This is a genomic window from Stenotrophomonas sp. 62841_Sma, assembly GCF_056482945.1.
The window spans coordinates 1,601,293-1,625,536 of sequence record NZ_CM151224.1 but is presented as its reverse complement, the minus strand read 5'-3'; the positions used below and the strand labels follow the sequence as shown (position 1 = coordinate 1,625,536).

Genomic DNA, 24,244 nt, shown 5'->3' with positions numbered 1-24,244 from the left:
CAGAACCGGGTCCCGCGGCGAATGGATACTGACAGGGAACGTACTAGAGGGAGATGTGCGATTGAACTGGTGGAATGAAGGCCTGCAGTTGAAGTTGCGTATCCGCCCGGCGGGGCTGGTCCTTGCGCTGTTGTACGCCATCGCATGCTGGGCGTCTCGTCAGTTGTCGCTCGACCAGTTCTACCTGCCCGCCGGCGTCCGCGTGGCTGCGGTGCTGTTGTTCCCCCCCCGATGGTGGCCGTATCTGCTGCTGGGCGAATACGCCTACTTTGCACAGATGCGCGTGCCAATGATCGAGAAGTATGGACTGGCCTGGATAGTGCTTGGTTCGGCACTGCTGATGCCTGCAGTGATGCTGATCGTGCATCTGCACCGGAAAATGATGGTGACCACGAAGAATGCGTGGCTGATTTCAGTCGCGGCGGCTTCGGCCATGGTCGTCACAGCGCTCAATCTGATGTTGGCGCACCTTCTGTGGCCGACACCGCCGGAGATGCCGGTGCTTGCCAGCATCGCGCGCTTGGTCGTTGGCGACTTCATCGGCATACTAACCCTTGCACCGCTTGCGTTGCTGTGGACACGCCGGACCGGCAACGCCCGTTGGACATCAGGTTTCGCCCCGCCTGCACTCGCTGCCCTGACGCTGATGGCGATGATTGGCCTGTATGCCGCACAGCTCCCCCTGGACGAAGCCAACGCCAAGACATCGATGCAGCTGCTGATGGCTCTGCCTGTCGTCGTGCTCACCTGTCTGTATGGCTGGCGAGGTGCGGCGATCGGAGTACCGTCGCTCAACCTGATCATTGGCCTGACCACCCCAAGCCCCTACACGGGTGCATTCGATCCAGCTGCGTTCGCGACCCAGCAGATCATGGCGGTCACCGGCGCTGCACTGCTGGTGTTAGGGTCGCGCATCACCCACTATTACCACCGTTCGCGATTGGGCGAAGTGGGTGAAAGAGATGCGCTCAAGCACGCGCGGAATTCACTGGTCGCAAGCGAGCTTGATCTCCGTGAGCGCGCGCGGCACCTGAGGAAGCTGGGGGACGGCATCGACACCTCGCTCGGCGAGGTAGTGAATTGGCTCAATGCGCATGGCCATCCCACGATAGCGAACAGTCTCCTGCATATGGCTTCGGTCCATTCGCGACAATTCCGCGAACAAACCAGCATGGTCTACCCCGCAGCATTGGAACATCTTGGGCTCTACGTCGCCTTACAGGCCGGCGGCGTACGCGAAACCTGGGACCTGAGCCATCGCGTGATGCGCCCTCGATTGCTCGGCGATCCCTGTCAGCTCAGTGTCGGCCTGCAGCTGGCCGCCTATCGCGCCCTCACCGATGCCGTTTCGCTGTTGATCAACAGTGAATCCGGCCAGATCAGCATCCGCGTGCGTTGCGGCAGGAGAGGAGGACGCCGCGGCATCCTGATGACGGTCGCACTGCTGGATTCATACCGCAGCCTGTCGCCGTCCACTGTCACCGCCACTGTCGAGCGCTTGGCTGGCCGAACGATTGCCTATGGCGGAACAGTGCAGTGCCATCGGAATCGGATACGAATGGCGATGGTGGAAACGGGGGACTCCGCCGCCATCGGCATTGCGTCGTTCAACGCTATGGATCACGTGACGACCTCCGGACAAGGAAACTCGCAGACCCAGATCTGATGGCCGGTGTCCGCCAAAAGGCCGGCCTTACCATAATCGCCCTCTGCCCGCGTTCATCGCGGCAAGCGCAGCGGCGCAGAAGATCCCGACGCCGCTGCGCACTTCTGCGCCTTTACGGTGTTTCAACCGACCAGATGACTTCGCCGCCACTACGATAACGCACCAGCGAAAAATCGCTGCCGCTGTAGATCTGCGAGCGGCTGGCGCCTGCCGGTATCTGGATCTTCTGCTGGGGCAGCGAAACCCTGGCCACATTGTTGCCTGCCGGCAGCACCCAGTAGGCCCCACCTGCGTTGCCGATGATCAACTGCACGTTTCCGAGGAGGTCGTTCACCTGCAAATAGGTGATGCCGTCACGCTGGAATCCATACAGCTGCCAGCTGGGATCCTGGCTGAGATTGACTGCAGCCGGACTGGCCTGCCCCAACCCAGCCGTAGCCAATGGCTTTCCATGAAAATCCGAGGGACCGCCCGCGATTGCCGGGGCAGCGGCAAGCATCAGAAATCCAGTGGCCGCACCAAAACATGAAAATCGCACAGTGACCTCCAGGTCGAAGTTGAAGTCGAGAACCTCCAGCTGATACTAACCGCTTCCCATCTGAGCAATAGGCCAAACGACGAGCACGGACGTTTTCGTCCTAAAGTTACACCCGAAACCGCCGCTATCCGTGCCGAGCCCTCCTTCGTGAGCCACCGCATCATGCCCGTCCTGCCGCAGGCCGCCGTCGATGGCGACCTGGCCGATCCGCTGCCGCAGCGGATCCTGCTGGTCGAAAATTCCCGTGCCTTTACCGGCATGCTGCGCGAAGCCATCGAGCAGCGCCTGGAACTGCCGGTGGTGATCGCCTCCACCCTGGCCGAGGCCGATCGCCTGCTGAGCGAGGGTGGCGGCTGGTTCCTGGTGCTGACCGGGTTGGTGCTGGCCGACGGCGACCGCGATGCGGTGGTCGAGTTCTTCCTCAAGCGCGACCTGCCGACCGTGGTGGTCAGCGGCGTGTACGACGAGGACCTGCGCAAGCGCGTGCTGCAGCAGCAGATCATCGACTACGTACTGAAGAATACCCCCGGCAGCATCGACTACCTGGTGTGGCTGGTGCAGCGGCTGGAACGCAACCGCCGCATCGCGGCGCTGGTGGTGGACGATTCCCCGTCCGCGCGCGGCTATGCCGCCGCCCTGCTGCGCATGTATGGCCATGAGGTGCACGAAGCGGCCGATGGCAACGAGGGCCTGGCCGCGATCGAGGCGCATCCGGCGATCCGCCTGGCGGTGGTCGACCAGGAAATGCCCGGCATGCAGGGCGTGGAATTCACCCGCCGCCTGCGCACCCTGCGCTCACGCGACAAGGTGGCGGTGATCGGCATCTCCGGCAACACCGACGCATCGCTGATCCCGCGCTTCCTGAAGAACGGTGCCAATGACTTCCTGCGCAAGCCATTCTCGCGCGAGGAATTCTTCTGCCGTGTCTCGCAGAACGTGGACCAGCTGGAACTGATCGGCACCCTGCAGGACCTGGCCACCCGCGACTTCCTCACCGGCCTGCCCAACCGCCGCTGCTTCCTGGAACAGAGCCAGCGCCAGTTGCCGCAGCTGCAGCTGCATGGCCAGTGCGTGGCGGTGGCGATGATCGACATCGATCACTTCAAGCACATCAACGACACTCACGGCCACGAGGCCGGCGATGATGCGCTGCGCGCGGTGGCCGGTGCGGTGGCCGCGCATGCACGCAGCCAGGACCTGATCGCACGCTTCGGTGGCGAGGAGTTCTGCCTGCTGGTGCCGGACATGGAACAGGACGAGGCACTGCAGTACTTCGAGGAGCTGCGCCAGCGCATCGCCGCACTGGAAGTGGACATTGGCACCGCGACGCTTCGCATGACGGTCAGCATCGGCCTGTGCTGCCTGCGCCCGCAGCGTGATGCGCTGCACCGGCTGATCTCCGAGGCCGACCGCCAGCTGTACCTGGCCAAGGCCGGTGGCCGCAACCGGGTCAGCTGCACCACGGTGGCCAGCCCGCTGCGCCCGCGCGAGCCGGCCCTGCCCTGACCGGCCCGCTTTGATCCAGATCAACGCCGCACCCGCGCGGCGGCTCTACAGTCGGCCCCGACATACGCATGAAGGGGAGCCGGGGATGGCACTACTGGTCTGGCAGGACGATCTGAACATCGGCATCGATGTGATCGACCAACAACACCGCCGCATCATCGAAATGCTCAACCACCTGCACGTGGCCCAGGCCAGCATGCAGCGTGCGGCGGTGGGTGAAGTGATCGACGAGGTGGTGGACTACACCATGTCGCACTTCGCGTTCGAAGAAGAGTTGATGGAAGAAGCGGGCTACCCGTTCTGTGCCGCGCACAAGCGCGTGCATGAGGTCTTCATCAAGCGGGTATCGGAATACCGCATGCGCTTCCAGGCCGGCGAGGACATCAGCGACGAACTGCGCACCATGCTCTCGCGCTGGCTGTTCAACCACATCCGCGGTGATGACCAGGCCTATGCCGAACAGGTCAAGGCGCACCTGAACCAGTTCGCCCGCGAGCACCAAGGGGGCGGTTGGCTGGGGCGTACGCTCAAGCGCTTCTTTGGTTGAGCCTCAGGGCGCGCCGGTGCAGTGCCACCAGCGCGCACAGGGTCGCCACCGCAGTCAGGCACAGGTAGTAACCCACCGCGACCAGGCCGAAGCGTTCGGCCAGCCAGGTGGCCAGGTACGGCGCCGGTGCCGCGCCAAGGATGCCGGCCAGGTTGAATGACAGCGACGCGCCGGTATAGCGCACCTCCACCGGGTAGATCTCGGCCAGGAAGGTGCCGCAGGGGCCGTAGGTCAGGCCCATCAGGAACAGGCCCAGGCACAGGAAGCCAGTGACCAGCCACGGGCTGTGCGGCTGGAACAGCGGCGCGAACAGCACACCGAAACCGACGATCAGTACGCTTGCGACGATCATCGTGCGTCGCGTGCCCCAACGGTCGCCATAGCGCGCCGACAGCGGGATACCCAGCGCGAAGAACAGCATGCCGGCCATCTGCATCAGCAGGAACTGCTCGCGGCTGTAGCCCAGCACTGCGGTGCCATGTCCCAGACTGAACACCGTCATCAGGTAGAACAGCACGAAGGTGGCGAACGCACCCAGCGTGCCCAGCAGCATCGGCACCGGATGGTCACGCAGTACCGTCCACATCGGCAGCCGCACCGGCGCCTTGCGCTCCAGCGCTTTCTTGAAATCGGGCGTCTCGTGGATGTTCAGGCGCACCCACAGGCCAAGGCCGACCAGCAGAGCGCTGGCCACGAACGGGATACGCCAGCCCCACTGCAGGAAGTCATCCTGGCTCAGGCAGCGGCCGAGCACCAGGAAAATGCCGGCCGACAGCAGGAAGCCGAGCGGCGCACCCAGCTGCGGGAACATGCCGTACCAGGCACGTTTGCCCGGCGGTGCGTTCTCGGTGGCCAGCAGCACTGCCCCACCCCACTCGCCGCCCAGCCCCAGGCCCTGGCCGAAGCGGCACAGCGCCAGCAACGCGGGGGCCCATAAGCCAATCTGCGCGTGGGTCGGCAGCAAACCGATCAGCACCGTGGACAGGCCCATGGTCAGCAGCGCGGCCACCAGCGTGGCCTTGCGGCCGATACGGTCACCGAAGTGGCCGAACACTGCCGAGCCCACCGGACGCGCGATGAACGCGACCGCGAACGTTGCCAGTGACTGCAGCAGCGCCGCCTGTTCGCTGCTGTCGGGGAAGAACAGGTGCGGGAACACCAGCACCGCGGCCGTGGCGTAGATGTAGAAATCGAAGAACTCGATGGTGGTGCCGATCAGGCTGGCCAGCAGGACTCGACTGGGGGAATTCACGGACGGCGCGGCAGCGGTGATCGTCGACATCGGCAACACGGGTAACGGCGGATCGCCCGATTCTGCCACGGGCCGGTGGCCGCACGGGGCGATGGTTTCAGCCGACACCGACGCCAACGGAATTTTTCGGGCCACCCGCTAGGCTGCGCCACCGGTCCCTGCATGGATGCTTTGCCGATGACTGCAGTCGCGCTGTCGTGGTCCGATTCGCCGAAGCTGCCGCGCATGGCGGCATGGCTGGTGGTGCTGCTGGTACATGGGTTGATGGCAGTGTGGCTGCTGGGCAGTGGCAGGATGACGCTGCGCAGCGACGAAGGCGCCAGGATGACGTTGTACTGGCTGCCACCGAAGCAGCCCGTGCCGGCGCAACCGCACCCGGCGCAGCCCAACGCAGAGGCAGCGCGCCCGGCCGCATCGACAGCGCCACGCCCGCCCCCGGCGGCACCTACGGATGCCAGCACACCCGCGTCCGAGGAACCGCCTGCAACGGCGCCACTGATGCTGGACCTGCCTGCGGGCAGCATCGATGGCGGTGACGGCATCAGCGCAGCGGGCGTGGCCCCGCGCCTGATCGGTCGGCGCGAGGTCCATCCGGCGTTTGGGCCGCGCCGCAACTACTTCCCGATCCGTCGGCAGATGACACCCGAGCAGATCGTGCATGGCGTGGCGCAACTGCTGGGTTTGTGGCCACCGGGGTACATCGTCGACCCCTGCGAGCTGGGCAAGCAGGACATGGATTACTTCCAGAATGCCGTCGAAGAAGCCGACCGGGATCTGCTGCGTGCAGCGGTGCTGCAGGTGAGTACCCGCTGCCGGTAGCTCGACAGCTGTCTGCCTTCTGTAGAGTCGAGCCATGCTCGACTGCTCTTCGCGAGAAGCAGCCGAGCATGGCTCGGCTCCACCGAAGAACGAAAAGCAGTCGAGCAAGGCTCGACTCTACAAAGAGCGAACAGCGGTCAAGCAGCCACGTCGTTACAACTGGATCCAGGTGGCCTTGATCTCGCAGTATTTGTCGAAGGCGTGCAGCGATTTGTCGCGGCCGTTGCCGGACTGCTTGTAACCACCAAACGGTGCGGTCATGTCACCGCCATCCCAGCCGTTCACCCAGACGCTGCCGGCGCGCAGCTGGCGCGCAACCCGATGCGCGCGGCCCAGATCGCGTGTCCAGAGACCGGCGGCCAGTCCGTAGCGGCTGTCGTTGGCCACGCGCACGGCTTCGGCCTCGTCGTCGAAACCGAGCACCGCCAGCACCGGCCCGAACACTTCCTCGCGTGCCAAGGCCTGCTCCGGGCGCACCTGGTCGAACACCGTGGGCTGCACATAGCTGCCACCCGCCTCCACCTCGGCACGATGCCCGCCCAACAGCAGGCGGGCACCTTCAGCTTCGGCGAGTGCGATATCCCGCATCACCTTGTCCAGATGCGCGGCGTCCACCAGCGCGCCCATCGGCGCGTCGGCGTCCAGCGGATGCTGCGGCTGCATGTGCTGGCCATAAGCAACCACCTGGTGCACGAAATCCTCACGGATCGAGCGCTGCACCAGCAAGCGCGACCCGGCGGTACAGACTTCGCCCTGGTTGAAGAAGATGCCCTGCGCCACGGCCTTGGCCGCCGCGTCCAGATCGGGAGCGTCGGCGAACACCACGTGCGGGCTCTTGCCGCCGCATTCCAGCCAGACCCGCTTGAGGTTGGATCGCCCGGAATACTCCAGCAGCTTCGCGCCGGTGGCAGTGGAACCGGTGAACGCCAACACATCCACGTCCATGTGCAGGGCCAGCGGTTCGCCAACGCGCGCGCCATGGCCCGGCAGCACGTTCAGCACGCCCTCCGGCAGGCCCGCCTCGGCGGCCAGCGCCGCCAGCCGCAGCGCACTCAGCGGCGACCGCTCCGAAGGCTTGAGCACCACCGAGTTGCCCATCGCCAGCGCCGGTGCGATCTTCCAACAGGCCATCAGCAACGGGAAATTCCACGGCACGATGGCCGCCACCACGCCCGCGGCTTCGCGGGTGACCAGTCCGAGTTCGTGCGGGCCAGTCGGCGCGATCTCGCCATACAGTTTGTCCACCGCTTCGGCGGTCCAGGTCAGGCAGCGCACCACGCCGGGCAGGTCGATACGGCGTGCGTCACGCACCGGCTTGCCCATGTCCAGGGTTTCCAGCAGCGCCAGCTCATCGGCGTGCTTCTCCACCAGCGCGGCCAGCGCCAGCAACACGCGCTTGCGATGCGCCGGGCTCGCCTGCGACCAGTGGCCCGCCTCGAAGCTGCGCCGCGCGGCCAGCACCGCGCGCTCGACATCCTGCGCGTCACAGTCGGCAACCGCGCCCAGCACGCGACCGTCGATTGGGCTGATGCAGTCGAAGCGGACGCCGCTGGCGGCATCGACATAGCGGCCGTCGATGAAGGCCTGGCCCGGCATCGACAGCTGGAGGGCCAGCGCCTGCCAATGGCTGCGGTCGGGGAAATCGGCCATGGGAAGCTCCAACATTCAACGAGCCCTGGTTATACCGGGGCCGCCGCGACTCCGCCGTGACGCGGCTGCGCTACATTCGTCGCATCGGACCCGATGGAGCTGGCATGAAGCGTCCCGAAAGCGACCTGCACGACCTGGCCACCCAGCGTCCCGAGTCACTGGACGCGTACTGGATGCCGTTCACCGCCAACCGCCAGTACAAGGCCGCGCCGCGCATGCTGGTACGCGCCGAAGGCATGCACTACGAGGACGTTGACGGCCGCCAGATCCTCGACGGCACCGCCGGCCTGTGGTGCTGCAACGCCGGCCACGCCCGCCCGCGCATCGTCGAGGCCATCGTCGAGCAGGCACGCACGCTCGACTATTCGCCGGCCTTCCAGATGGGCTCGCCGCCGGCCTTCGCACTGGCGCAGCGGCTGGCCGCACTGGCGCCTGCCCCGCTCAACCATGTGTTCTTCACCAGCTCCGGCTCCGAGGCGGTGGATACCGCGATGAAGATCGCGCTGGCCTATCACCGCCAGCGTGGCGAGGGCCAGCGCACCCGCTTCATCAGCCGCGAGAAGGCTTACCACGGGGTCGGTTTCGGCGGCATGGCGCTGGGTGGGCTGCCCAACAACCGCAGGGCGTTCGGCCTGCAGCTGGGCGGCGTGGACTACCTGCGGCATACCCTGGACCTGCCGCGCAATGCTTTCAGCAAGGGCCTGCCACGCCAGGGCGCGGAGCTGGCCGACGACCTGGAACGGCTGATCGCGCTGCACGATGCCTCGACCATAGCGGCGGTGTTCGTCGAGCCCATTGCCGGTTCGGCCGGGGTGATCCTGCCCGCGCCGGGCTACCTGCAGCGCCTGCGCGAGCTGTGCGACCACCACGGCATCCTGCTGGTGTTCGACGAGGTCATCACCGGCTTCGGCCGGGTCGGCATGCCCTTCGCCGCGCAGCGCTTCGGGGTCACCCCGGACCTGCTGACCTTCGCCAAGGCGGTCAGCAACGGCGCGGTACCGCTGGGTGGCGTGCTGGCCAGCGACGCCGTGCATGCAACCCTGATGCAGGCACCGCCGCAGGCCATCGAGCTGTTCCATGGCTATACCCATTCCGGCCATCCGCTGGCCTGCGCCGCAGCGCTGGCCACGCTGGAGGTCTATGCCGAGGAGCGCCTGTTCGAGCGTGCCATCGAGCTGGGCGAATACTGGCAGGAACGGCTGCATGCGCTGCAGGGCCTGCCCAACGTGATCGATATCCGCAACTTCGGGCTGGTCGGCGCGGTCGAGCTGGCGCCGCGCCGCGATGCCCCCGGCAGCCGTGGCTACGAGGTGTTCCGGCGCTGCTTCCAGGACGGCCGGCTGCTGGTGCGCTGTACCGGCGACATCGTCGCGCTGTCGCCACCTCTGATCGTGGACAAGGCGCAGATCGACCAGATCACCAGCACCCTGGGCGAGATGATCCGGGCCACCGCCTGAGCCCGGGCCGGCGGTGGCGAGCGGGTACAATGGGCGGTTCCGCTCCTGCTCGCTGCCGTGCCCATGGATATCGTCGTCAAAGAAGAACTCAAGGCCTACATCGACCCGCTGACCGCGGACGAACATGACGCGCTGGAGCGCAGCATCCTGGCCGAAGGCTGCCGCGATGCACTGGTGCTGTGGGGCGATGTGCTGGTCGATGGCCATAACCGCTTCGGCATCTGCCAGAAGCACGGCCTGCCCTTCAACACCGTGCAGAACACCCGCTTCCAGAGCATGGAAGACGTGCACCTGTGGATGATCGAGCAGCACCTGGGGCGCCGTAGCGTGTCCGACTTCCAGCGCGGCGTGCTGGCGCTGCGCAAGCGTGACATCCTGGCCGCCCGCAAGCAGGTCGAGCAGGCCCAGCTGCAGCGCGAGAGCGATGGCACCGCAGAGATGGCCGATGAAGCCGGTGAAGACAGCCCGCCGTGGGAGCCGGCACCGAAGGTCAGCCGCGCCGAGCTGGCCCGCGAAGCCAAGCTGAGCACCAGCCAGGTCGGCATGATCGAACGCATCCACGCCCAGGCCGCGGCCGAGGTGGTGGAAGCGGTGAAGGCCAGCATGATCTCGATCAGCGCCGCCGCGGCCGTGGCAGACCTGCCCGAAGAAGAACAGCGCGCCGCCGCCGCCGGTGGCAAGGACGAGCTGAAGCAGGCCGCCAAGCGCGTGCGCGAGTCCAAGCGCAAGCCGCGTGCACCGAAGCCGGAAGCAGCCGAGATGGACTTCGGGGAAGCGGACGAAGAGCAGATCGCCAGCCGCGACGCCGAGGTGCTGTCGGCACTGGAGCAGCTGGGCGAGGATGCCCCGGCGCTGCGCCGCCGCGTGGTCGCGCTGACCCGCGAGAACGACACCCTGCGCGCGCAGCTGGCTGCGTTGCGCAAGCAGCTCGAAGCGCTCTGAACCACCGGGTAGTGCAGGCCGCTGGCCGGCAACCCCATGAACGTTCCGGGTGCGTTGCGGATGCCGGCCAGCGGCCGGCACTACCAGATGATCATGCCGTGCCGGTTAGACTTCCGCCATGACGTCTGCCAACGATCCGCGCCGCGCACAGCTGCGGCGCCTGAAAGCCCTCGCGCTGGGACTGCTGCTGTTGATGCTCGCCGGTTTCGCGGTCAGCCACTGGCAGGGCGAGCGCGGCATCTGGGCCTGGGTCTCGGCCTTCTGCGAAGCAGCGGCCGTAGGCGCACTGGCCGACTGGTTCGCGGTCGTCGCGCTGTTCCGGCGGCCGATGGGCCTGCCGATCCCGCATACGGCAATCATCCCACGCAGCAAGGAACGCATCGGCGACAGCCTGGCGCTGTTCGTGCGCGACCAGTTCCTGGAGCCGGGTGTGCTGCTGGCCAAGCTGCAGGTGTTCGATCCGGCCAGCCGCCTCGGCAGTTGGCTGGCCGATCCGGCGCGCTCACGGATGCTGGCCGACATGGCCCGCGGCTGGGCCTTGCAGGCACTGGACTTCTTCGACGAAACCGCGGTGCGCCGGCAGCTGCACGCCTTCGTGGTGCAGCAACTGCGGCAGTGGAATGCCGCCGCCACCGCCGGTGAGCTGCTGGCCCTGCTGACCGCCGACGGACGCCACCAGCGCGTGCTGGACGAAGGCCTGCAGCGGCTGGGCCGCTGGCTGGAGCAGCCGGAGGTGAAGGAACGCGCCTCGCAGCTGATCGTGCGTTACATCCAGCGCGAGTGGCCGACGCTGTCGAGCACGGTGAACTGGGTCAAGCCGATCGACGAGATCGGCGACAGCCTGGCCGAGCGACTGGCGCGGGCGGTGCTGGAAGAACTGCAGCAGGTGCTGGCCGAGCCGCAGCATCCGCTGCGCCAGGACTACGAGAGCTGGCTGCAGAATTACGTGCAGCGCCTGCGCGAGGACCCGGCCCTGGCCGAGCGCATCGAACAGCTCAAACAGGAAATGATCGACCACCCTGCCCTGCAGGACTACGTGCAGGGGCTGTGGGCGCGCATCCATGCCAGCCTGCGTGCCGACCTGCAGCGTGAGGATTCGGCGCTGGTCGGGCACCTGCAGCGCAGCCTCGCGTCACTGGGCAGCAGCCTGCAGGCCGACCCGGCCCTGCGCGACGCGCTGAACCAGCATCTTCTGGAGGGCGCCCAGCGCCTCACCGGCCGCCTGCGCGAAGGCGTGACCACGCATATCGCGCAGACCGTGAAGAGCTGGGACGAACGGCATCTGGTCGAACAGCTGGAACTGAGCGTGGGCCGCGACCTGCAGTTCATCCGCTTCAACGGCACCCTGGTGGGCGGCCTGATCGGCCTGCTGCTGCACGCCGCGACGGTGGTGTTCAGGTTCTAGGACCCCATCCGGCAGTCGATCCACGTCCTGCGTGGAGACAGAATTCGTCACGCTTGATTAACGAAATGCGAATGCCTATCATTTGCCGATCGGTTGTACGCTTAGCCAAGCGGGGCACGGAAGCACGCACCCACCCGCCCCTTCGCCCGTGTACATCCCCCGACTACCGGGTCGCCCGCATTACACGGGTGGCGCACCGTCGATGGGACTTGCTGGGCGACGTGCGCGAAGCGCACGGCTGCTGCGTCTGCGCATTCCATCGCTTGTTTCGTCCTGCATGGAATCGCACTGATGGCAATGCCGCTGAACCACCCTCGTCCCACTCTGCTGGCCCTGGCCGTGACCGCACTGATGATCGCCCCGCTGGCCCACGCCGACGGCACTGCCGATCCTTCCGCGCGCACGCTGGATACGGTCCAGGTCACCGCTGACGGCGATATCGTCGACAGCTATACGGTCAAGCGTGCCAGCACGGCCACCAAGCTCGGCCTGTCGCTGCGCCAGACGCCGCAGTCGATGACCGTGGTCACCCGCCAGCGCCTGGATGACATGGGCCTGTTCTCGCTGTCCGATGTGATGGGCCAGGTCACCGGCGTGGCGGTATCGGTTACCGACAGTGAGCGCATCAACTACGTCTCGCGCGGCTACAACATCACCAATTTCCAGGTCGATGGGATGCTCAACACCTTCGGTGGGTACATCAAGACCAACACCGACAGCGTGATCTATGACCGCATCGAAGTGGTGCGCGGCGCAACCGGCCTGACCACCGGTGCCGGCGATCCCTCGGGCACCATCAACTTCGTGCGCAAGCGTCCTACCGACAGCTTCCAGATGAGCGCCAACCTGACCCTCGGGCGTTGGGGCAACCAGCGCCTGGAGGCCGACCTCGGTGGCCCGGTTGCGCTCGACGGCCGCATCCGCGCGCGCGTGGTGGCGGCCAAACAACAGAGTGACTCGTTCCGCGATGTCTACAAACTGGACAAGGACGTGTTCTACGGCATCGTCCAGGCCGACATCACCGACACGACCCTGCTCGAGGCCGGTTACGAGTACCAGTCGCCGCGCACCACGGGCGTGACCTGGGGCGTGGTGCCGTACTGGGGGGCCGACGGCCAGCCCGCCAACCTGCCGCGCTCGACCAACCTGTCCGCCCGCTGGAGCAGTTGGCCGATCATCGAAAAGAGCGCATTCGCACGCCTTGAGCAGCAGTTGGGCAACGGCTGGACCGCCAAGGCCGCCTATACCCGCTCCAAACGCGAAACCGACGGTGCGGTGTGGTACGGGGCCTCCGGCTACCCGAATGCCGATGGCAGCGGCATCAGCGCCTTCGTCGGCAGCTTCGGCGAGAACGGCGATATGCAGGTGTTCGACTTCAACGTTGGCGGTCCGTTCCGGCTGTTCGGCCGGGAACACGAGCTGGTGCTCGGTTTCGGCCAATCGGTGCGCAAGGGTGACGTGCCTGCCACCGACACCGCTGCCTACCCGGACAGCTACACCCGTGTACCGGATTGGCACCGCTGGAACGGCGACATCGCGCCGCTGCAGGTCACCCGCCTGGGCTATCTGGCTTCTGAGGACGAACTGCGCCAGCGCGCGGCCTATCTGGCGACGCGCCTGCAGCTGGCCGATCCGTTGACCGCGGTGCTCGGCGCGCGCTACGGCAGCTGGGAAACGCGCACCTGGAACTACACCCATGACGCCGCCGGTCGCCTGACCGATACGCGTCGCGGCGGCTACAAGCCGGACGACTCGCTCACTCCGTATGCCGGCTTCATCTACGACTTCAACCGCTACTTCAGCGGCTACGTCAGCTACACCGATATCTTCCAGCCGCAGAACTACCGTGACCGGAACAACAACTACCTCGAACCGGTGGTCGGTGACATGTGGGAGGCCGGCGTCAAGGCCGAGTTCTTCGACGGTCTGCTGAATGCGTCCGCGGCCGTGTTCAAGGGCCAGAAGGACAACGTTGCCGAGCTCGATGACTCGGTGCCGGAAAACTCGCTGCCGGGTGGGGTCAGTGCCTACCGCTCCACCGGCAAGGGCAACAAGGTCAAGGGCTGGGAGATCGAAGCACAAGGCAGCCTTGGTGAGAACTGGAACCTGGCGGCCGGCTTCACCCACACCGTCAGCCGCAATGCGCAGGGCGTGCGCCAGAACACCGTCGTCCCGGTCGATCTGTTCCGCCTCAACGCCAGCTGGCGACCGGGCGGTGCTGAAGGCCGCTTCTGGCTGGGTGGTGGCGCCACCTGGCAGAGCGGAATCTGGAGCCTGAGCAACAAGCCGCGTGCGGATTTCCTGACCAGCGGCAAGCGCGACCGCGTGGCAATCGAACAGGGCGACATCTACCTGCTCAACCTGTCGGCGGGCTATCGCTTCAACGAGAACTTCACCGCGCAGGTAAACGTGAACAACCTGCTGGACAAGAAGTATTACAACCGCGTCGGTTTCTATGACGGCGTGTTCTGGGGCGAACCGCGCAATGTGACGATGACACTGCGCTGGAAGCTCTGACCCTCGATGGATGGCACCGGTTCTGCGACCGGTGCCCGGCCACGGATGGCCAACCCCGGCGCGCTGCGGTGCGCCGGTTCCTTTTCACTGAAACCTGCAGGAACGCCGTGGACCGCTCGCCCGCAACCGCCAGCCCCCGCACCTTCTTCTCCAACCCGCGCTGGGGCGTGCTGTCACGCTCGCTGGCGGCGATCTTCGGCGGCTACACGCTGGCTTCCGTGACCAGCGTATTCTGCGCGGTGGCGCTGCCCGGCGCACGTGGCCAGACCGTGCTGACCGGCATGCTGCTGGCCATTCTGGTGGCCGCCTGCGCGGCGCTGTGGGCGTTCGCCACCCGCAGTGCGCTGCGTGCGTGGGTCGGCATCCTCGCCCCCACCCTGCTGATGGCAGCCATCGCGCGCATGCTGGGGGCTTGGGCATGAAGAACGGATTCCGCCAGTCGATGGCCTGGCTGCACACCTGGACCGGCCTGCTGGTCGGCTGGTTGCTGCTGCTGATCTTCATGGCCGGCACGGCCAGTTACTACCGCGAGGAAATCAGCCGCTGGATGCGTCCTGAGCTGCCCTCCAGCAACGTCAGCATCGATGTGGCCGCGCAGCGTGCCGTGGATTACCTGCAGGCCAATGCCGCGCAGGCCGAGAACTGGTTCGTAACGTTGCCGCAGCCGCGCAATCCCGCCATGCAGATGTTCTGGCGGCTGCCGCCGGAGCTGGCCGATCCCAGCCGTGGCCGTCGAGGGGGCTTTGGCGACGCAACACTGGACCCGAACACCGGGCAGGCACTGAAGGCCCGCGAGACCCGCGGCGGTGATTTCTTCTACCGCCTGCATTTCGACCTGCACTACATCCCGGTGCTGTGGGCGCGCTATCTGGTCGGCTTCTGTGCGATGTTCATGCTGGTGGCAATCATCACCGGCGTCATCACCCACAAGAAAATCTTCAAGGACTTCTTCACCTTCCGCAAGGACAAGGGCCTGCGTTCCTGGCTCGATTTCCACAACGTCAGCGCGGTGATGGCCCTGCCCTATCACGCGATGATCACCTACACCGGCATCGTCACCCTGATGATCATGTACCTGCCGTGGGGCGTGAAGGTGGCCTACCCTCAGGACGAGGACAAGTTCTTCAGCGAAGCTTTCGGCGGCATGCCGGAGGTGACCGCGCCGGCCGAAGGCCGCGCCACGCCGCTGCCGATCGCGCAGCTGCTGGACAGCGCGCGAGCGCATTGGCACGGCGTGGAAGTGGCCGGCTTCACCGTGTCCAACCCGGGCGCGGCCAATGCAGTGATCGACATCCGCCAGCGCGACGGCAAGCGCCTGTCCACCGACACCCCGGCCGTGCGCTACGACATGGTCAACGGCACGCTGCTGGAAGAAACACCGCCTTCCGGTGGCGCCACCGCCACCCGCGGCGTGCTGTACGGCCTGCATCTGGCGCGCTTCGCCGACTGGGGCCTGCGTGCACTGTTCTTCCTGTCCGGACTGGTCGGCTGCCTGATGGTGGCCAGCGGCGTGGTGCTGTGGGCGGTGAAGGAACGGCCCAAGCACGCCAAGAGTGGCCGCACAGGCTTCGGCCTGCGCCTGGTCGATGCGTTGAACATCGGTACCGTGGCCGGCCTGCCGATCGCCTTTGCAGCGTACTTCTGGGGCAACCGCCTGCTGCCGCTGGACATCGCCGAACGCTCCAGCGCCGAGGCCAACGTGTTCTTCTACGCCTGGGGCGCGGCACTGCTGGCCGCCTTCATCTGGCCGAAGCGGATGATGTGGGCCTGGCAGCTGTACCTGGGCGCAGCCGCGTTCGCGCTGGTGCCGGTGGTCAATGCGCTGACCACGCATGCGCACCTGGGCAACACCCTGCGCAACGGGGACTGGGTGCTGGCTGGCTTTGATCTGTCGATGATCGCGTTCGGCGCGATGCTGGCGCTGTGCGGCTGGCGCATGCAGCGCTGGACACCACCGCTGAGCGCGGCCGAGAAGAAGAAGCGTGCAGCGGCGGCGGCGGCGGCGCCCAAGGCCCCGGTGGACGCTGCAGAAACCGCCGAAGCGGAGGCCAGCGCATGATGCTGCTGGCGTTGACCCTGTCGTTCTCTGCGTTCACCGCGCTGTCGCTGGCGATGGAGAAGCACCAGCACGACCTGCACGGCAAGGCTGCAGCCACCCCGGCACGGCGCACGCAGTGGCGGGTGCTGGGTTGGGTGCTGCTGACGGTAGCGTTCGCATTGTGCGTGGTCGACCACGGCTGGGCGATGGGCCCGGTGCTGTGGCTGGGCGTGATGACCGTGGGCGGCGTGGTGCTGTCGTTCGGGTTGTACCCGTACCGGCCGAAATGGATCGCGCCGCTGGCGATCGCGCTGCCTGTGGCCGGGCTGCTGGTGGCGTTGCTGTAACCGCCATCCACGCATGGCGTGGATCTACTGAACAGCCATCCACGCATGGCGTGGATCTACTGAACAGCCATCCACGCATGGCGTGGATCTACTGAACAGCCATCCACGCATGGCGTGGATGTACCGGCCAGATATGGGGAGTGCCGGCCGCTGGCCGGCATCCCATGAACCCTCTGCGGATCTGACACCGTTGCCGGCCAGCGGCCGGCATTACCGGACTTACCCCAACCGCTTCAGTTCCCACGCGCGGTGGATGCGCGCGTTGCGCTCGAAATCCGGGCCGATGGTGCGCGCGGTGATTTCGCGGCACTGGGCGAATTCGGCGATGGCGTTCTCTTCCAGCTTGAAGCGGCGGAAGTTGTTGGAGAAGTACAGCACGCCACCCGGCGCCAGCCGCGCCACCGCCGCGCGCAGCAGCTTCAACTGCTCGCGCTGCACGTCGAAGTCATCGGCGCGTGCGGAGTTGGAGAAGGTCGGCGGATCGCAGAAAATCACGTCGTACTGGCCACGGTCGCCTTCCAGCCAGGCCATCGCATCGGCCTGCACCAGCAGGTGCTGGTTGCCGCCCTGCCCGTTCAACGCCAGGTTGTCGTAGCACCACTGCAGGTAAGTCGCCGAAAGATCGACGCTGGTGGTGCTGGCCGCACCGGCCACGGCGGCCTGCACGCTGGCCACGCCGGTGTAGCAGAACAGGTTGAGGAAACGCTTGCCACGCGCCTGCTCGGCCATCATCCGGCGCAGCGGGCGGTGGTCGAGGAACAGGCCGGTGTCCAGGTAGTCGAACAGATTCACCTGCAGCAGCGCGTTGTTCTCGCGCACCACGATGAATTCGTCACGCTGCTCGAAGCGGCCGTACTTGCTGCCGCCCTTGCCGCGCTCGCGCGACTTCATCGACACCTGTTCCGGCGGCACGCCGAATACTTCGCGCGCGGCCGCCAGCAGCTCGTTGCGGCGGCGGCGCACGTCGTTCTCCGGAATCGCCGCCGGTGCGGCGTATTCCTGCACATGCAGGAAGGTACGGCGCTTGCCACCGTCTTCCTCGTAGACATCGATGGCCGCCGCGTACTCCGGCAGATCGGCATCGTAGGCGCGGAAGCAGGTGATGTCCTCGCGGGCACGCCAGCTCTTGAACTTCTTCAGGTTCTTGCGCAGGCGGTTGGCCACCATCTGCGCACCTTCGCTCAGCTCGCGCGGCTGCGCCGGGTCACGGCCCGGCACGGCGATCGGGTCGCAGACGATCAGCGCGCATTCCAGCGCACCGTTGAACATCTGGTATTTCTTGCCCGCACGCAGGCCGGTGGCAAAAGCCAGTTCGTCGTTGCCGCACAGCAGGCTGGCGCGCCACTGCGGCACCGCCTTCTGCAGGGCATTGCCCAGTGCGCGGTACAGCGCCGGGTCGGCGGCCAGGCGTTCGTCATACGGCGGGTTGCAGACCACCGCACCGATCTCCTGCTCCGGTGCGGCCAGGTCGGCCACATCGGCGCGGGTGAAGCGGATCGCGTGGGCGACACCGGCCACCTCGGCATTCTCGCGTGCCGCCTGGATCGCGGTCGGGTCGATGTCGCTGCCGTGGATGACCGGCTTCAGCGCGGCCAGGCCAGCCGCTTCGCGGTCACGCGCCTCGCTCTGGATGCTCTTCCAGGCGGCCTTGTCGAAGCCCAGCCAGCGGCTCGGCGGCAAGCTGCCGTGGCGCATCAGGCCGGGCGCGACGTCGGCGGCCATCAGCGCACCTTCGATCAGCAGCGTGCCGCTGCCGCACATCGGGTCCAGCAGGCCGCCACCGGCGGCGTGCAGTCGCGGCCACTGCGCGCGCAGCAGCAGCGCGGCGGCCAGATTTTCCTTCAGCGGTGCCTCGTGAGCGGCGCCGCGCCAGCCACGGCGATGCAACGGGCCGCCGCCGAGGTCGATCGACAGCGAGGCACGGCCTTTGCGCAGTGACAGATTGACGCGCACATCCGGCAGGTCGGTGTTGACCGACGGGCGCTCCAGGCCTTCATCACGCATGCGGTCGACGATGGCGTCCTTGATCCGCTGCGCGGCAAAGCGGGCATGGGTGATCTTGTCGCCCGACACGTGCGCGTCCACCGCCAGGGTCATCTCCGGCTTGATGTGCTCGTGCCACGGCAGCGCACGCACGCCGTCATACAGGGCCTGCTCGTCCGGGCAGTCGAACTCGTCGATCGGCCACAGCACGCGGCTGGCCAGGCGCGACCACATCACGATCCGCAGCGCCTGCTCCAGTTCGCCTTCGGCGTTGACGCCGGCAATGGTGGCAGTGGCCTTGCCAAGGCCCAGGGCCGACAGTTCATCGGCAAGCAGGTATTCCAGGCCCTTGGCGCAGGAGACGAAGAATTTCACAGGATCGGTTCGCAGGTGGTCGGGCGCGGCACAGGGGCCGGGCCAGTCGGAAAGGAGGGCCGTAGGCACGGCCGGCAGGCCCGCGCCGGGGGCGGCGGGGCTGCCATTGTAGTCAATGCGGGCGGGCGCGCCGTGCGCCCGGGCTTCACAGTTGCCGCAGCAGGCGCTCGAAGGCCTGCGCGGAGGCCTCCACGTGGTGCTCCAGGCGGTGGCCATCGTCGACCAGCAGCAGCTGCGCGGAGCGCGCCTGGGCCCAGGCGATCACTCCGGCGGCCGGGACCACGTCGTCATGCCAGGCCTGGACCACGGTGGTCGGCACGGCGGCGGCGTCCAGCGCCGGCATCGGGCCCATGGTGGTCGGCGGCACCATCAGGAACAGGCCGGCCACCGGCACCTGCAGCGAGGCGATGGCAGAGATGTAGGCGCCCAGGCTGGAACCGGCCAGCACCACCGGACCCTGCCGGGCGGCGATGGCGGTGCGTTCAACCAGGCGGCGCAGGCGGGTCGGCACGTCACCTACGCGGCTGACCTCGCTCATCGCGTCCAGGTCTGTATAGTCCGGGCGCTCATGGGTCCAGCCCAGGCGCTGCGCCACGTCGGCCAGCGCGGTGACCTTGGTCGCCTCCGGGCCGCTCTCGAAGCCATGGGACAGGATGCAGTGGCCGCGGCTCATGCGCGTGCTCCGTGGGCGCGGGCCAACGAGGAAAGGGAAGGCAGGTTCATGCCGCAATGCTAGCATCGCCGGATGCCCAACCCGCTCCTGCCCGGCCTGCAACTGCAGCCCCTGCCCTACGAAGACCGTCTGCCACTGCGCGACCCGGCCACGCTGGAGATGGTGGTGATCCACTGCACCGAGCTGCCCGACCTGGCAATGGCCCGTGAGTACGGCGAGCGCGTGCTGTATGACAGCGGCGCCGGCAACAGCGGCCACTTCTACATCGACCGCGACGGCAGCGTGGTGCAGTACGTGGCGCCGGAGCGCGTGGCGCATCACGTGCGCGGCATGAACGCGCATACGCTGGGCATCGAGCTGGTCAACACCGGGCGCTACCCGCACTGGTTCGACAGCCGCCAGCAGGCGATGGACGAGCCCTACACCGAGGCGCAGCTGCAGGCGCTGGAACGGCTGCTGCAGGCGCTGGTGGTGCGCTATCCGTCGCTGCGGCGGATTGCCGGGCATGACCAGCTGGACCTGGAGCAGGTGCCGGCCAGCGATGACCCGGCGCTGATGGTGGCGCGCAAGCGTGATCCGGGGCCGTTGTTCCCGTGGGCGCGGGTGCTGGCGAAGGTGCCGTTGCAGGGGTTGGGGTGAGGGTTTGCAGGGCTGCGCCCTGCACCCGCAGAAGCAACATCAACGTCAAGAGCTGGCATTCCGCAGGATGGCGGGGCGGGTCCGGTTGCGAGGGACGCCGTAAACCCGTCCATGGGGGCTTGGCCGCGGCTTGCTCGTGTGCGCTGTCCTGCGCACACGGCAAGACCGGGGTTGGGCGTCCTGCCCAACCCACCCGAGGCATGCCTCGGGCCCATGCGGCTCACGCCCCCGCAACCGGACCCACCCCGCCTTCGACAGATTCCTGCTGCTGTTGGTGGGTGTCGACCTTGGTCGACACGGGATCGGATCCCGTTGCTACGCAACGGGCTCTGACCCCGATTTACGCTCGATGGGGTCGGATCCGTTTTCCGTTGGAAAACGGATCCGACCCCGCGCGCCTCAGGCGCCGGTCGCCACCGGGCGGCTGCTGTCGCTGACCCAGCCGCTCCAGGAATCGGCGTAGATGCGTGCGCCGGACAGACCGGCCGCTTCCATCGCCAGCAACAGGTGGCAGGCGGTCACGCCGGAGCCGCACATCAGCACCACCTGCTGCGGATCACGGTTGCCGATCACGCCCTGCAGTTCGGCGCGCAGTTCCTGTGCATCACGCAGGCGGCCGTCGGCGACGTTCAACGCAAACGGACGGTTGACCGCGCCGGGCACGTGGCCGGCGACCGGGTCCAGCGGCTCCACTTCGCCGCGGAAGCGCTCGCCTGCGCGTGCGTCGACCAACCAGCCCGGCGCGTGCTTCAGGCGTGCGCTGATTTCCTCGGCATTGGCGATCTGGGTGGTGTCGAAACGGCCCGGGTAAACCGGCAGCGCGGTCACCTCATCCTGCCCCGTCGCCAAGGGATGCCCTGCGCCCTGCCATGCGGCGATGCCACCATCAAGCACGGCCACCTTGCTGTGCCCGAACAGGCGCAGCAGCCACCACAGGCGCGAGGCGGCCATGCTGCCATCGCTGCCGTCGTAGACCACCACCTGGGTGTCGGGACCGATGCCCCACTGGCCCAGTTTCGCGGCGAAGGCATCGCTGTCCGGCAGTGGGTGACGGCCGTGGCCGCTGCGGGTCAGATCCGACAGGTCCCGATTGAGGTCGGCATACACCGCGCCCGGAACATGCCCCGCCAGATACTGGCCGTTGCCCGCCTGCGGATCGGCCAGCGAGGAACGTGCATCGACCACGCGTACGGCGGTACTGGCAGTAGCACGTGCATCGACCACGCGCACACCTTCGCCCAACACTGCGGCCAGGGTGGCGACATCGACAAGCGTGGTCCACGGCGGATCAATCGGCTTCATTGCACTTGCTCCAGGCGGCGACGCAGGTTGTAGAGGATGGCGGCGGTGGCGCCCCAGATGCGCTGGCCGGGCCAGCCATATTCGAGGACGTGGCGGACGCGGCCGCGATGATTGATTTCGACCTGGTGCAGGTTGTCGGCTGCCATCAGGTAATCGAGCGGCACTTCGAACACTTCGGCCACTTCACTGGGCTGTGGCACCGGCACGAAATCCGGATCGACCACGGCCACCACCGGCGTGACGCGGTAGCCGGTGATTGTCACAAAGGGATCGAGATAACCCAGCGCCTGCACCTGGCCCGGCGCCAGTGCGATTTCTTCCTGGCTCTCGCGCAGCGCGGCCGCCAGTGCATCGCGGTCATCGGGTTCGGTGCGGCCACCGGGGAAACCTACCTGGCCACCATGGGTGCGCAGGGTTTCGGTGCGACGGGTGAGAATGACCTGTGCGCCGTTGGCGCGCGGCACGATGCCGGCCAGTACGGCGGCTTCCACCGGGGGCCCGGGCGGCAGCAGATCGATCAGTTCACTGCGGTTCCAGCCGTCGCCGGCCGGCGGCTCGGCCAGTGGATGCAGCGCGCGCATCAGGCGCTCGTGATCAGCCAGCGAGCCGCGCAGTGATTGCTGCAGCTGTTCACGCAGAGGTTGCACGCGATGCAGGATGCGGCTGCGTTCCTCGTTGCTCATCGACGACCACCGCGCGATCTCATCGATATGCCGCCCGCAGCCGGTGCATTGCCGGTGCGGATCCAGCGTGCACACTCCGATGCAGGGACTTGCGACAACACGCGCCGTTTTTTCCATTGTTTGCACCCGGCAACAGTAGCGCGATTACGCTGGATTTGCGCGGGGTCAATATGCAGTGCACGGAAGCGTCGCGCTCCGCGCAAACAAAAACGCGCCGGTGGGATCACCGGCGCGTTTCGTTTACCGCTTCGATTTACTTGACGCTGACCAGCTTGATCTCGAACTGCACAGCCACGTTCGGCGGGAACGGGGTGCGCGGGTCGGCACCGTAGGCCTGGTCCGGCGGCAGGGTGACTTCCCACTTCGAGCCAGCCGGCATCTGCAGCAGGGTCTCGCGCATGGCCTTCATTTCGACTTCGCTGACCTTGATCGACGGAATCTGCTGGGCCGGGCGGGCTTCGGTCGGGCGCTGGCCGTACGGGAACGGACCGGCCACTTCCAGCTGCACGGTGCTGGCCTGGGTCGGCTTGGCGCCCTTGCCGGCTTCAATCACGCGGTACTGGACGCCGCTCGGCAGGGACTGCACGCCGGCCTTGGCCTTGTTCGCCGCGATGAACTGATCGCTCTTGGTCTTGTTTTCGGCAGCAGCCTTTTCGTACTCGGCCTTGGCAGCCTGGGCACGGCCCTGCTCGCGCTTCTGGAACGCTTCAACGGCCGGCTTCAGCTGGTCGGCGGTGATCGCCGGCTGCTTCTTGGCGTAGGCGTCCTGCAGACCCTTCACCACCGAGTTGATGTCCAGCTGCTCACCACGACCGGTCAGCTCCGCCAGGTTGTTGCCGTAGTCGTAACCGAAGTAGTAGCTCAGCTTGCCCTTTTCGGACGAGACGTCCTGGGCGAAGGCATTGCCCGTCAGGGCCAGGGCCGCGACGGCGACCGCGATAGAACGCAACTTCATCAAACAGTTCTCCAGGGGTGGTAACTCAGGGACGTTCTGCGCCGCCCTGAGGCGACGGGTTAGGATAACGGGCACAACGTGTAACCGCTACTCACGATGCAGGCTAAGACCCGTCTGCGTTGGCGGAGTTCAATCTCACTTTTTTTTAACGTTTCAGGAGTTTCCCCGTGGCCGATGCCCTGATCGCTGTCGCCGACGACGGCGCCATCCGCACCGTGACCGTCCAGCGCCCGGACAAGCTCAACGCCTTGAATGCCGCGACCCTGCAGGCGCTGACCGAGGCTTTCAGCGCCGCCGCAGCCGACCCGGACGTGCGCGTGGTGGTGCTGACCGGTGCCGGTCCGAAGGCTTTCGTGGCCGGGGCCGACATCGCCGAGATGAACACACTCAGTGCGGTTCAGGGACGTGATTTCTCCCTGCTCGGCCAGGCCCTGATGCGCCAGATCGAGCGCATGCCCAAGCCGGTGATCGCACGCGTGAACGGCTTCGCCCTGGGCGGCGGGCTGGAGCTGGCCATGGCCTGCCACCTGCGCATCGCTGCCGATACGGCCAAGGTCGGGCAGCCGGAGATCAACCTCGGCCTGATTCCCGGCTTCGGCGGCAGCCAGCGCCTGCTGCGCCTGTGCGGCCGCGCCGCCACCCTGGAGCTGTGCCTGCTGGGTGCACCGATCAACGCCGCGCGTGCGCTGGAACTGGGCATCGTCAACGAGGTGGTGCCCGCCGATGCGCTGGACAACCGTGTACAGGACATCGCGCGCCAGCTGGCACGCTCGGCCCCGCTGGCCCTGCGTGGCCTGCTCGACGCGGTACACGTGGGTGGCGAATGCAGCCTGGAGGCTGGGCTGGAGTACGAAAGCGCGCAGTTCGGCCTGCTGTTCGCCACCGAAGACATGCGCGAAGGCACCAGCGCCTTCCTGCAGCGCCGCCCGCCGGCCTTCCAGAACCGCTGA

At 66.9% G+C, this 24,244-nt stretch carries 21 protein-coding genes; 13 read left to right on the top strand and 8 right to left on the bottom strand.

All coding sequences use genetic code 11. The features are described 5' to 3' along the window. Positions 1-55: 55 nt before the first annotated feature. Positions 56-1,666, top strand: a complete 1,611-nt coding sequence (locus ACZK5G_RS07580; RefSeq protein ID WP_343205448.1) for an MASE1 domain-containing protein — start codon at positions 56-58, stop codon at positions 1,664-1,666. Between the two features lie 112 nt (positions 1,667-1,778). Here the strand turns inward: ACZK5G_RS07580 and ACZK5G_RS07575 are convergent, their stop codons facing one another. Further along, on the bottom strand, positions 1,779-2,165 hold the full coding sequence (locus ACZK5G_RS07575) for a hypothetical protein (protein WP_258015752.1): 387 nt from the start codon (positions 2,163-2,165) through the stop codon (positions 1,779-1,781). Positions 2,166-2,366: 201 nt separating this feature from the next. Here ACZK5G_RS07575 and ACZK5G_RS07570 point away from each other — a divergent pair, with 201 nt between their 5' ends. Both ACZK5G_RS07570 and ACZK5G_RS07565 read left to right on the top strand, forming a co-directional pair. Next, on the top strand, positions 2,367-3,710 hold the full coding sequence (locus tag ACZK5G_RS07570; RefSeq protein WP_032127881.1) for a diguanylate cyclase: 1,344 nt from the start codon (positions 2,367-2,369) through the stop codon (positions 3,708-3,710). Positions 3,711-3,795: 85 nt separating this feature from the next. Then, positions 3,796-4,257: a bacteriohemerythrin gene (locus tag ACZK5G_RS07565; protein WP_004151683.1), complete on the top strand. Its 462-nt coding sequence runs from the start codon at positions 3,796-3,798 to the stop codon at positions 4,255-4,257. On the opposite strand, the gene ACZK5G_RS07560 is transcribed toward ACZK5G_RS07565, so the two are convergent. Next, complete coding sequence (locus tag ACZK5G_RS07560; protein WP_032127882.1) at positions 4,238-5,539, bottom strand: MFS transporter; 1,302 nt, start codon at positions 5,537-5,539, stop codon at positions 4,238-4,240. The genes ACZK5G_RS07565 and ACZK5G_RS07560 overlap by 20 nt on opposite strands. A gap of 147 nt (positions 5,540-5,686) precedes the next feature. Between ACZK5G_RS07560 and ACZK5G_RS07555 the strand changes: the two genes are divergently transcribed. Beyond that, the gene (locus ACZK5G_RS07555; RefSeq protein WP_478465895.1) at positions 5,687-6,328 is read left to right on the top strand and encodes a hypothetical protein; all 642 of its coding nucleotides are present in this window, start codon (positions 5,687-5,689) and stop codon (positions 6,326-6,328) included. 153 nt (positions 6,329-6,481) lie between these two features. Here the strand turns inward: ACZK5G_RS07555 and ACZK5G_RS07550 are convergent, their stop codons facing one another. Beyond that, the gene (locus tag ACZK5G_RS07550) at positions 6,482-7,978 is read right to left on the bottom strand and encodes an aldehyde dehydrogenase (protein WP_478465893.1); all 1,497 of its coding nucleotides are present in this window, start codon (positions 7,976-7,978) and stop codon (positions 6,482-6,484) included. Between the two features lie 104 nt (positions 7,979-8,082). Here ACZK5G_RS07550 and aptA point away from each other — a divergent pair, with 104 nt between their 5' ends. From aptA to ACZK5G_RS07515, 7 genes are all read left to right on the top strand, one after another. Then, positions 8,083-9,435 carry an omega-aminotransferase AptA gene (gene aptA, locus ACZK5G_RS07545; protein ID WP_478465891.1) on the top strand — a complete coding sequence of 451 codons (1,353 nt, stop codon included), beginning with the start codon at positions 8,083-8,085 and terminating at the stop codon, positions 9,433-9,435. 63 nt (positions 9,436-9,498) lie between these two features. Continuing rightward, entirely contained in the window at positions 9,499-10,377 is an 879-nt protein-coding gene (locus ACZK5G_RS07540) for a ParB N-terminal domain-containing protein (protein WP_478465890.1), read from the top strand. Positions 10,378-10,495: 118 nt separating this feature from the next. Next, positions 10,496-11,782, top strand: a complete 1,287-nt coding sequence (locus ACZK5G_RS07535; RefSeq protein WP_478465888.1) for a DUF445 domain-containing protein — start codon at positions 10,496-10,498, stop codon at positions 11,780-11,782. Between the two features lie 291 nt (positions 11,783-12,073). After that, entirely contained in the window at positions 12,074-14,299 is a 2,226-nt protein-coding gene (locus ACZK5G_RS07530) for a TonB-dependent siderophore receptor (RefSeq protein WP_478465886.1), read from the top strand. A gap of 107 nt (positions 14,300-14,406) precedes the next feature. After that, positions 14,407-14,721, top strand: a complete 315-nt coding sequence (locus ACZK5G_RS07525; protein WP_478465884.1) for a DUF3649 domain-containing protein — start codon at positions 14,407-14,409, stop codon at positions 14,719-14,721. Continuing rightward, a complete protein-coding gene (locus ACZK5G_RS07520) occupies positions 14,718-16,358 on the top strand; it encodes a PepSY-associated TM helix domain-containing protein (protein ID WP_478465883.1) in 1,641 nt (546 codons plus the stop codon). The genes ACZK5G_RS07525 and ACZK5G_RS07520 overlap by 4 nt, the downstream gene beginning before the upstream one ends. Beyond that, positions 16,355-16,684, top strand: a complete 330-nt coding sequence (locus ACZK5G_RS07515; protein WP_049399886.1) for a DUF3325 domain-containing protein — start codon at positions 16,355-16,357, stop codon at positions 16,682-16,684. The genes ACZK5G_RS07520 and ACZK5G_RS07515 overlap by 4 nt, the downstream gene beginning before the upstream one ends. A 219-nt stretch (positions 16,685-16,903) precedes the next feature. On the opposite strand, the gene rlmKL is transcribed toward ACZK5G_RS07515, so the two are convergent. Both rlmKL and ACZK5G_RS07505 read right to left on the bottom strand, forming a co-directional pair. After that, on the bottom strand, positions 16,904-19,042 hold the full coding sequence (gene rlmKL / locus ACZK5G_RS07510) for a bifunctional 23S rRNA (guanine(2069)-N(7))-methyltransferase RlmK/23S rRNA (guanine(2445)-N(2))-methyltransferase RlmL (protein ID WP_049423319.1): 2,139 nt from the start codon (positions 19,040-19,042) through the stop codon (positions 16,904-16,906). Between the two features lie 145 nt (positions 19,043-19,187). Continuing rightward, complete coding sequence (locus ACZK5G_RS07505) at positions 19,188-19,715, bottom strand: alpha/beta hydrolase (protein WP_014036558.1); 528 nt, start codon at positions 19,713-19,715, stop codon at positions 19,188-19,190. A 72-nt stretch (positions 19,716-19,787) separates the two neighbouring features. Between ACZK5G_RS07505 and ACZK5G_RS07500 the strand changes: the two genes are divergently transcribed. Continuing rightward, the gene (locus ACZK5G_RS07500) at positions 19,788-20,354 is read left to right on the top strand and encodes an N-acetylmuramoyl-L-alanine amidase (protein ID WP_478465881.1); all 567 of its coding nucleotides are present in this window, start codon (positions 19,788-19,790) and stop codon (positions 20,352-20,354) included. 399 nt (positions 20,355-20,753) lie between these two features. On the opposite strand, the gene ACZK5G_RS07495 is transcribed toward ACZK5G_RS07500, so the two are convergent. From ACZK5G_RS07495 to ACZK5G_RS07485, 3 genes are all read right to left on the bottom strand, one after another. Further along, positions 20,754-21,656, bottom strand: coding sequence for a sulfurtransferase (locus ACZK5G_RS07495; protein ID WP_478465880.1), 903 nt, complete (start codon positions 21,654-21,656; stop codon positions 20,754-20,756). Continuing rightward, positions 21,653-22,456 (bottom strand): CoA pyrophosphatase, encoded by an 804-nt coding sequence (locus ACZK5G_RS07490; protein WP_032127895.1) that lies wholly within the window; start codon positions 22,454-22,456, stop codon positions 21,653-21,655. The genes ACZK5G_RS07495 and ACZK5G_RS07490 overlap by 4 nt, the downstream gene beginning before the upstream one ends. Positions 22,457-22,592: 136 nt before the next feature. Beyond that, positions 22,593-23,294 (bottom strand): FKBP-type peptidyl-prolyl cis-trans isomerase N-terminal domain-containing protein, encoded by a 702-nt coding sequence (locus ACZK5G_RS07485; RefSeq protein WP_032127896.1) that lies wholly within the window; start codon positions 23,292-23,294, stop codon positions 22,593-22,595. 167 nt (positions 23,295-23,461) lie between these two features. On the opposite strand from ACZK5G_RS07485, the gene ACZK5G_RS07480 reads away from it, so the two are divergent. After that, positions 23,462-24,244, top strand: coding sequence for an enoyl-CoA hydratase/isomerase family protein (locus tag ACZK5G_RS07480; RefSeq protein ID WP_032127897.1), 783 nt, complete (start codon positions 23,462-23,464; stop codon positions 24,242-24,244).

Bases quoted from the DNA above. Each gene is read 5' to 3' on its own strand.
- ACZK5G_RS07520 (WP_478465883.1), top strand. From the start codon at position 14,718: ATGAAGAACGGATTCCGCCAGTCGATGGCCTGGCTGCACACCTGGACC.
- ACZK5G_RS07560 (WP_032127882.1), bottom strand. From the start codon at position 5,539: ATGTCGACGATCACCGCTGCCGCGCCGTCCGTGAATTCCCCCAGTCGA.
- ACZK5G_RS07505 (WP_014036558.1), bottom strand. From the start codon at position 19,715: ATGAGCCGCGGCCACTGCATCCTGTCCCATGGCTTCGAGAGCGGCCCG.
- ACZK5G_RS07550 (WP_478465893.1), bottom strand. From the start codon at position 7,978: ATGGCCGATTTCCCCGACCGCAGCCATTGGCAGGCGCTGGCCCTCCAG.
- ACZK5G_RS07485 (WP_032127896.1), bottom strand. From the start codon at position 23,294: ATGAAGTTGCGTTCTATCGCGGTCGCCGTCGCGGCCCTGGCCCTGACG.
- ACZK5G_RS07570 (WP_032127881.1), top strand. From the start codon at position 2,367: ATGCCCGTCCTGCCGCAGGCCGCCGTCGATGGCGACCTGGCCGATCCG.
- ACZK5G_RS07575 (WP_258015752.1), bottom strand. From the start codon at position 2,165: ATGCTTGCCGCTGCCCCGGCAATCGCGGGCGGTCCCTCGGATTTTCAT.
- ACZK5G_RS07540 (WP_478465890.1), top strand. From the start codon at position 9,499: ATGGATATCGTCGTCAAAGAAGAACTCAAGGCCTACATCGACCCGCTG.
- ACZK5G_RS07565 (WP_004151683.1), top strand. From the start codon at position 3,796: ATGGCACTACTGGTCTGGCAGGACGATCTGAACATCGGCATCGATGTG.
- ACZK5G_RS07535 (WP_478465888.1), top strand. From the start codon at position 10,496: ATGACGTCTGCCAACGATCCGCGCCGCGCACAGCTGCGGCGCCTGAAA.
- ACZK5G_RS07555 (WP_478465895.1), top strand. From the start codon at position 5,687: ATGACTGCAGTCGCGCTGTCGTGGTCCGATTCGCCGAAGCTGCCGCGC.
- ACZK5G_RS07515 (WP_049399886.1), top strand. From the start codon at position 16,355: ATGATGCTGCTGGCGTTGACCCTGTCGTTCTCTGCGTTCACCGCGCTG.
- ACZK5G_RS07490 (WP_032127895.1), bottom strand. From the start codon at position 22,456: ATGGAAAAAACGGCGCGTGTTGTCGCAAGTCCCTGCATCGGAGTGTGC.
- ACZK5G_RS07500 (WP_478465881.1), top strand. From the start codon at position 19,788: ATGCCCAACCCGCTCCTGCCCGGCCTGCAACTGCAGCCCCTGCCCTAC.
- ACZK5G_RS07530 (WP_478465886.1), top strand. From the start codon at position 12,074: ATGGCAATGCCGCTGAACCACCCTCGTCCCACTCTGCTGGCCCTGGCC.
- ACZK5G_RS07495 (WP_478465880.1), bottom strand. From the start codon at position 21,656: ATGAAGCCGATTGATCCGCCGTGGACCACGCTTGTCGATGTCGCCACC.
- aptA (WP_478465891.1), top strand. From the start codon at position 8,083: ATGAAGCGTCCCGAAAGCGACCTGCACGACCTGGCCACCCAGCGTCCC.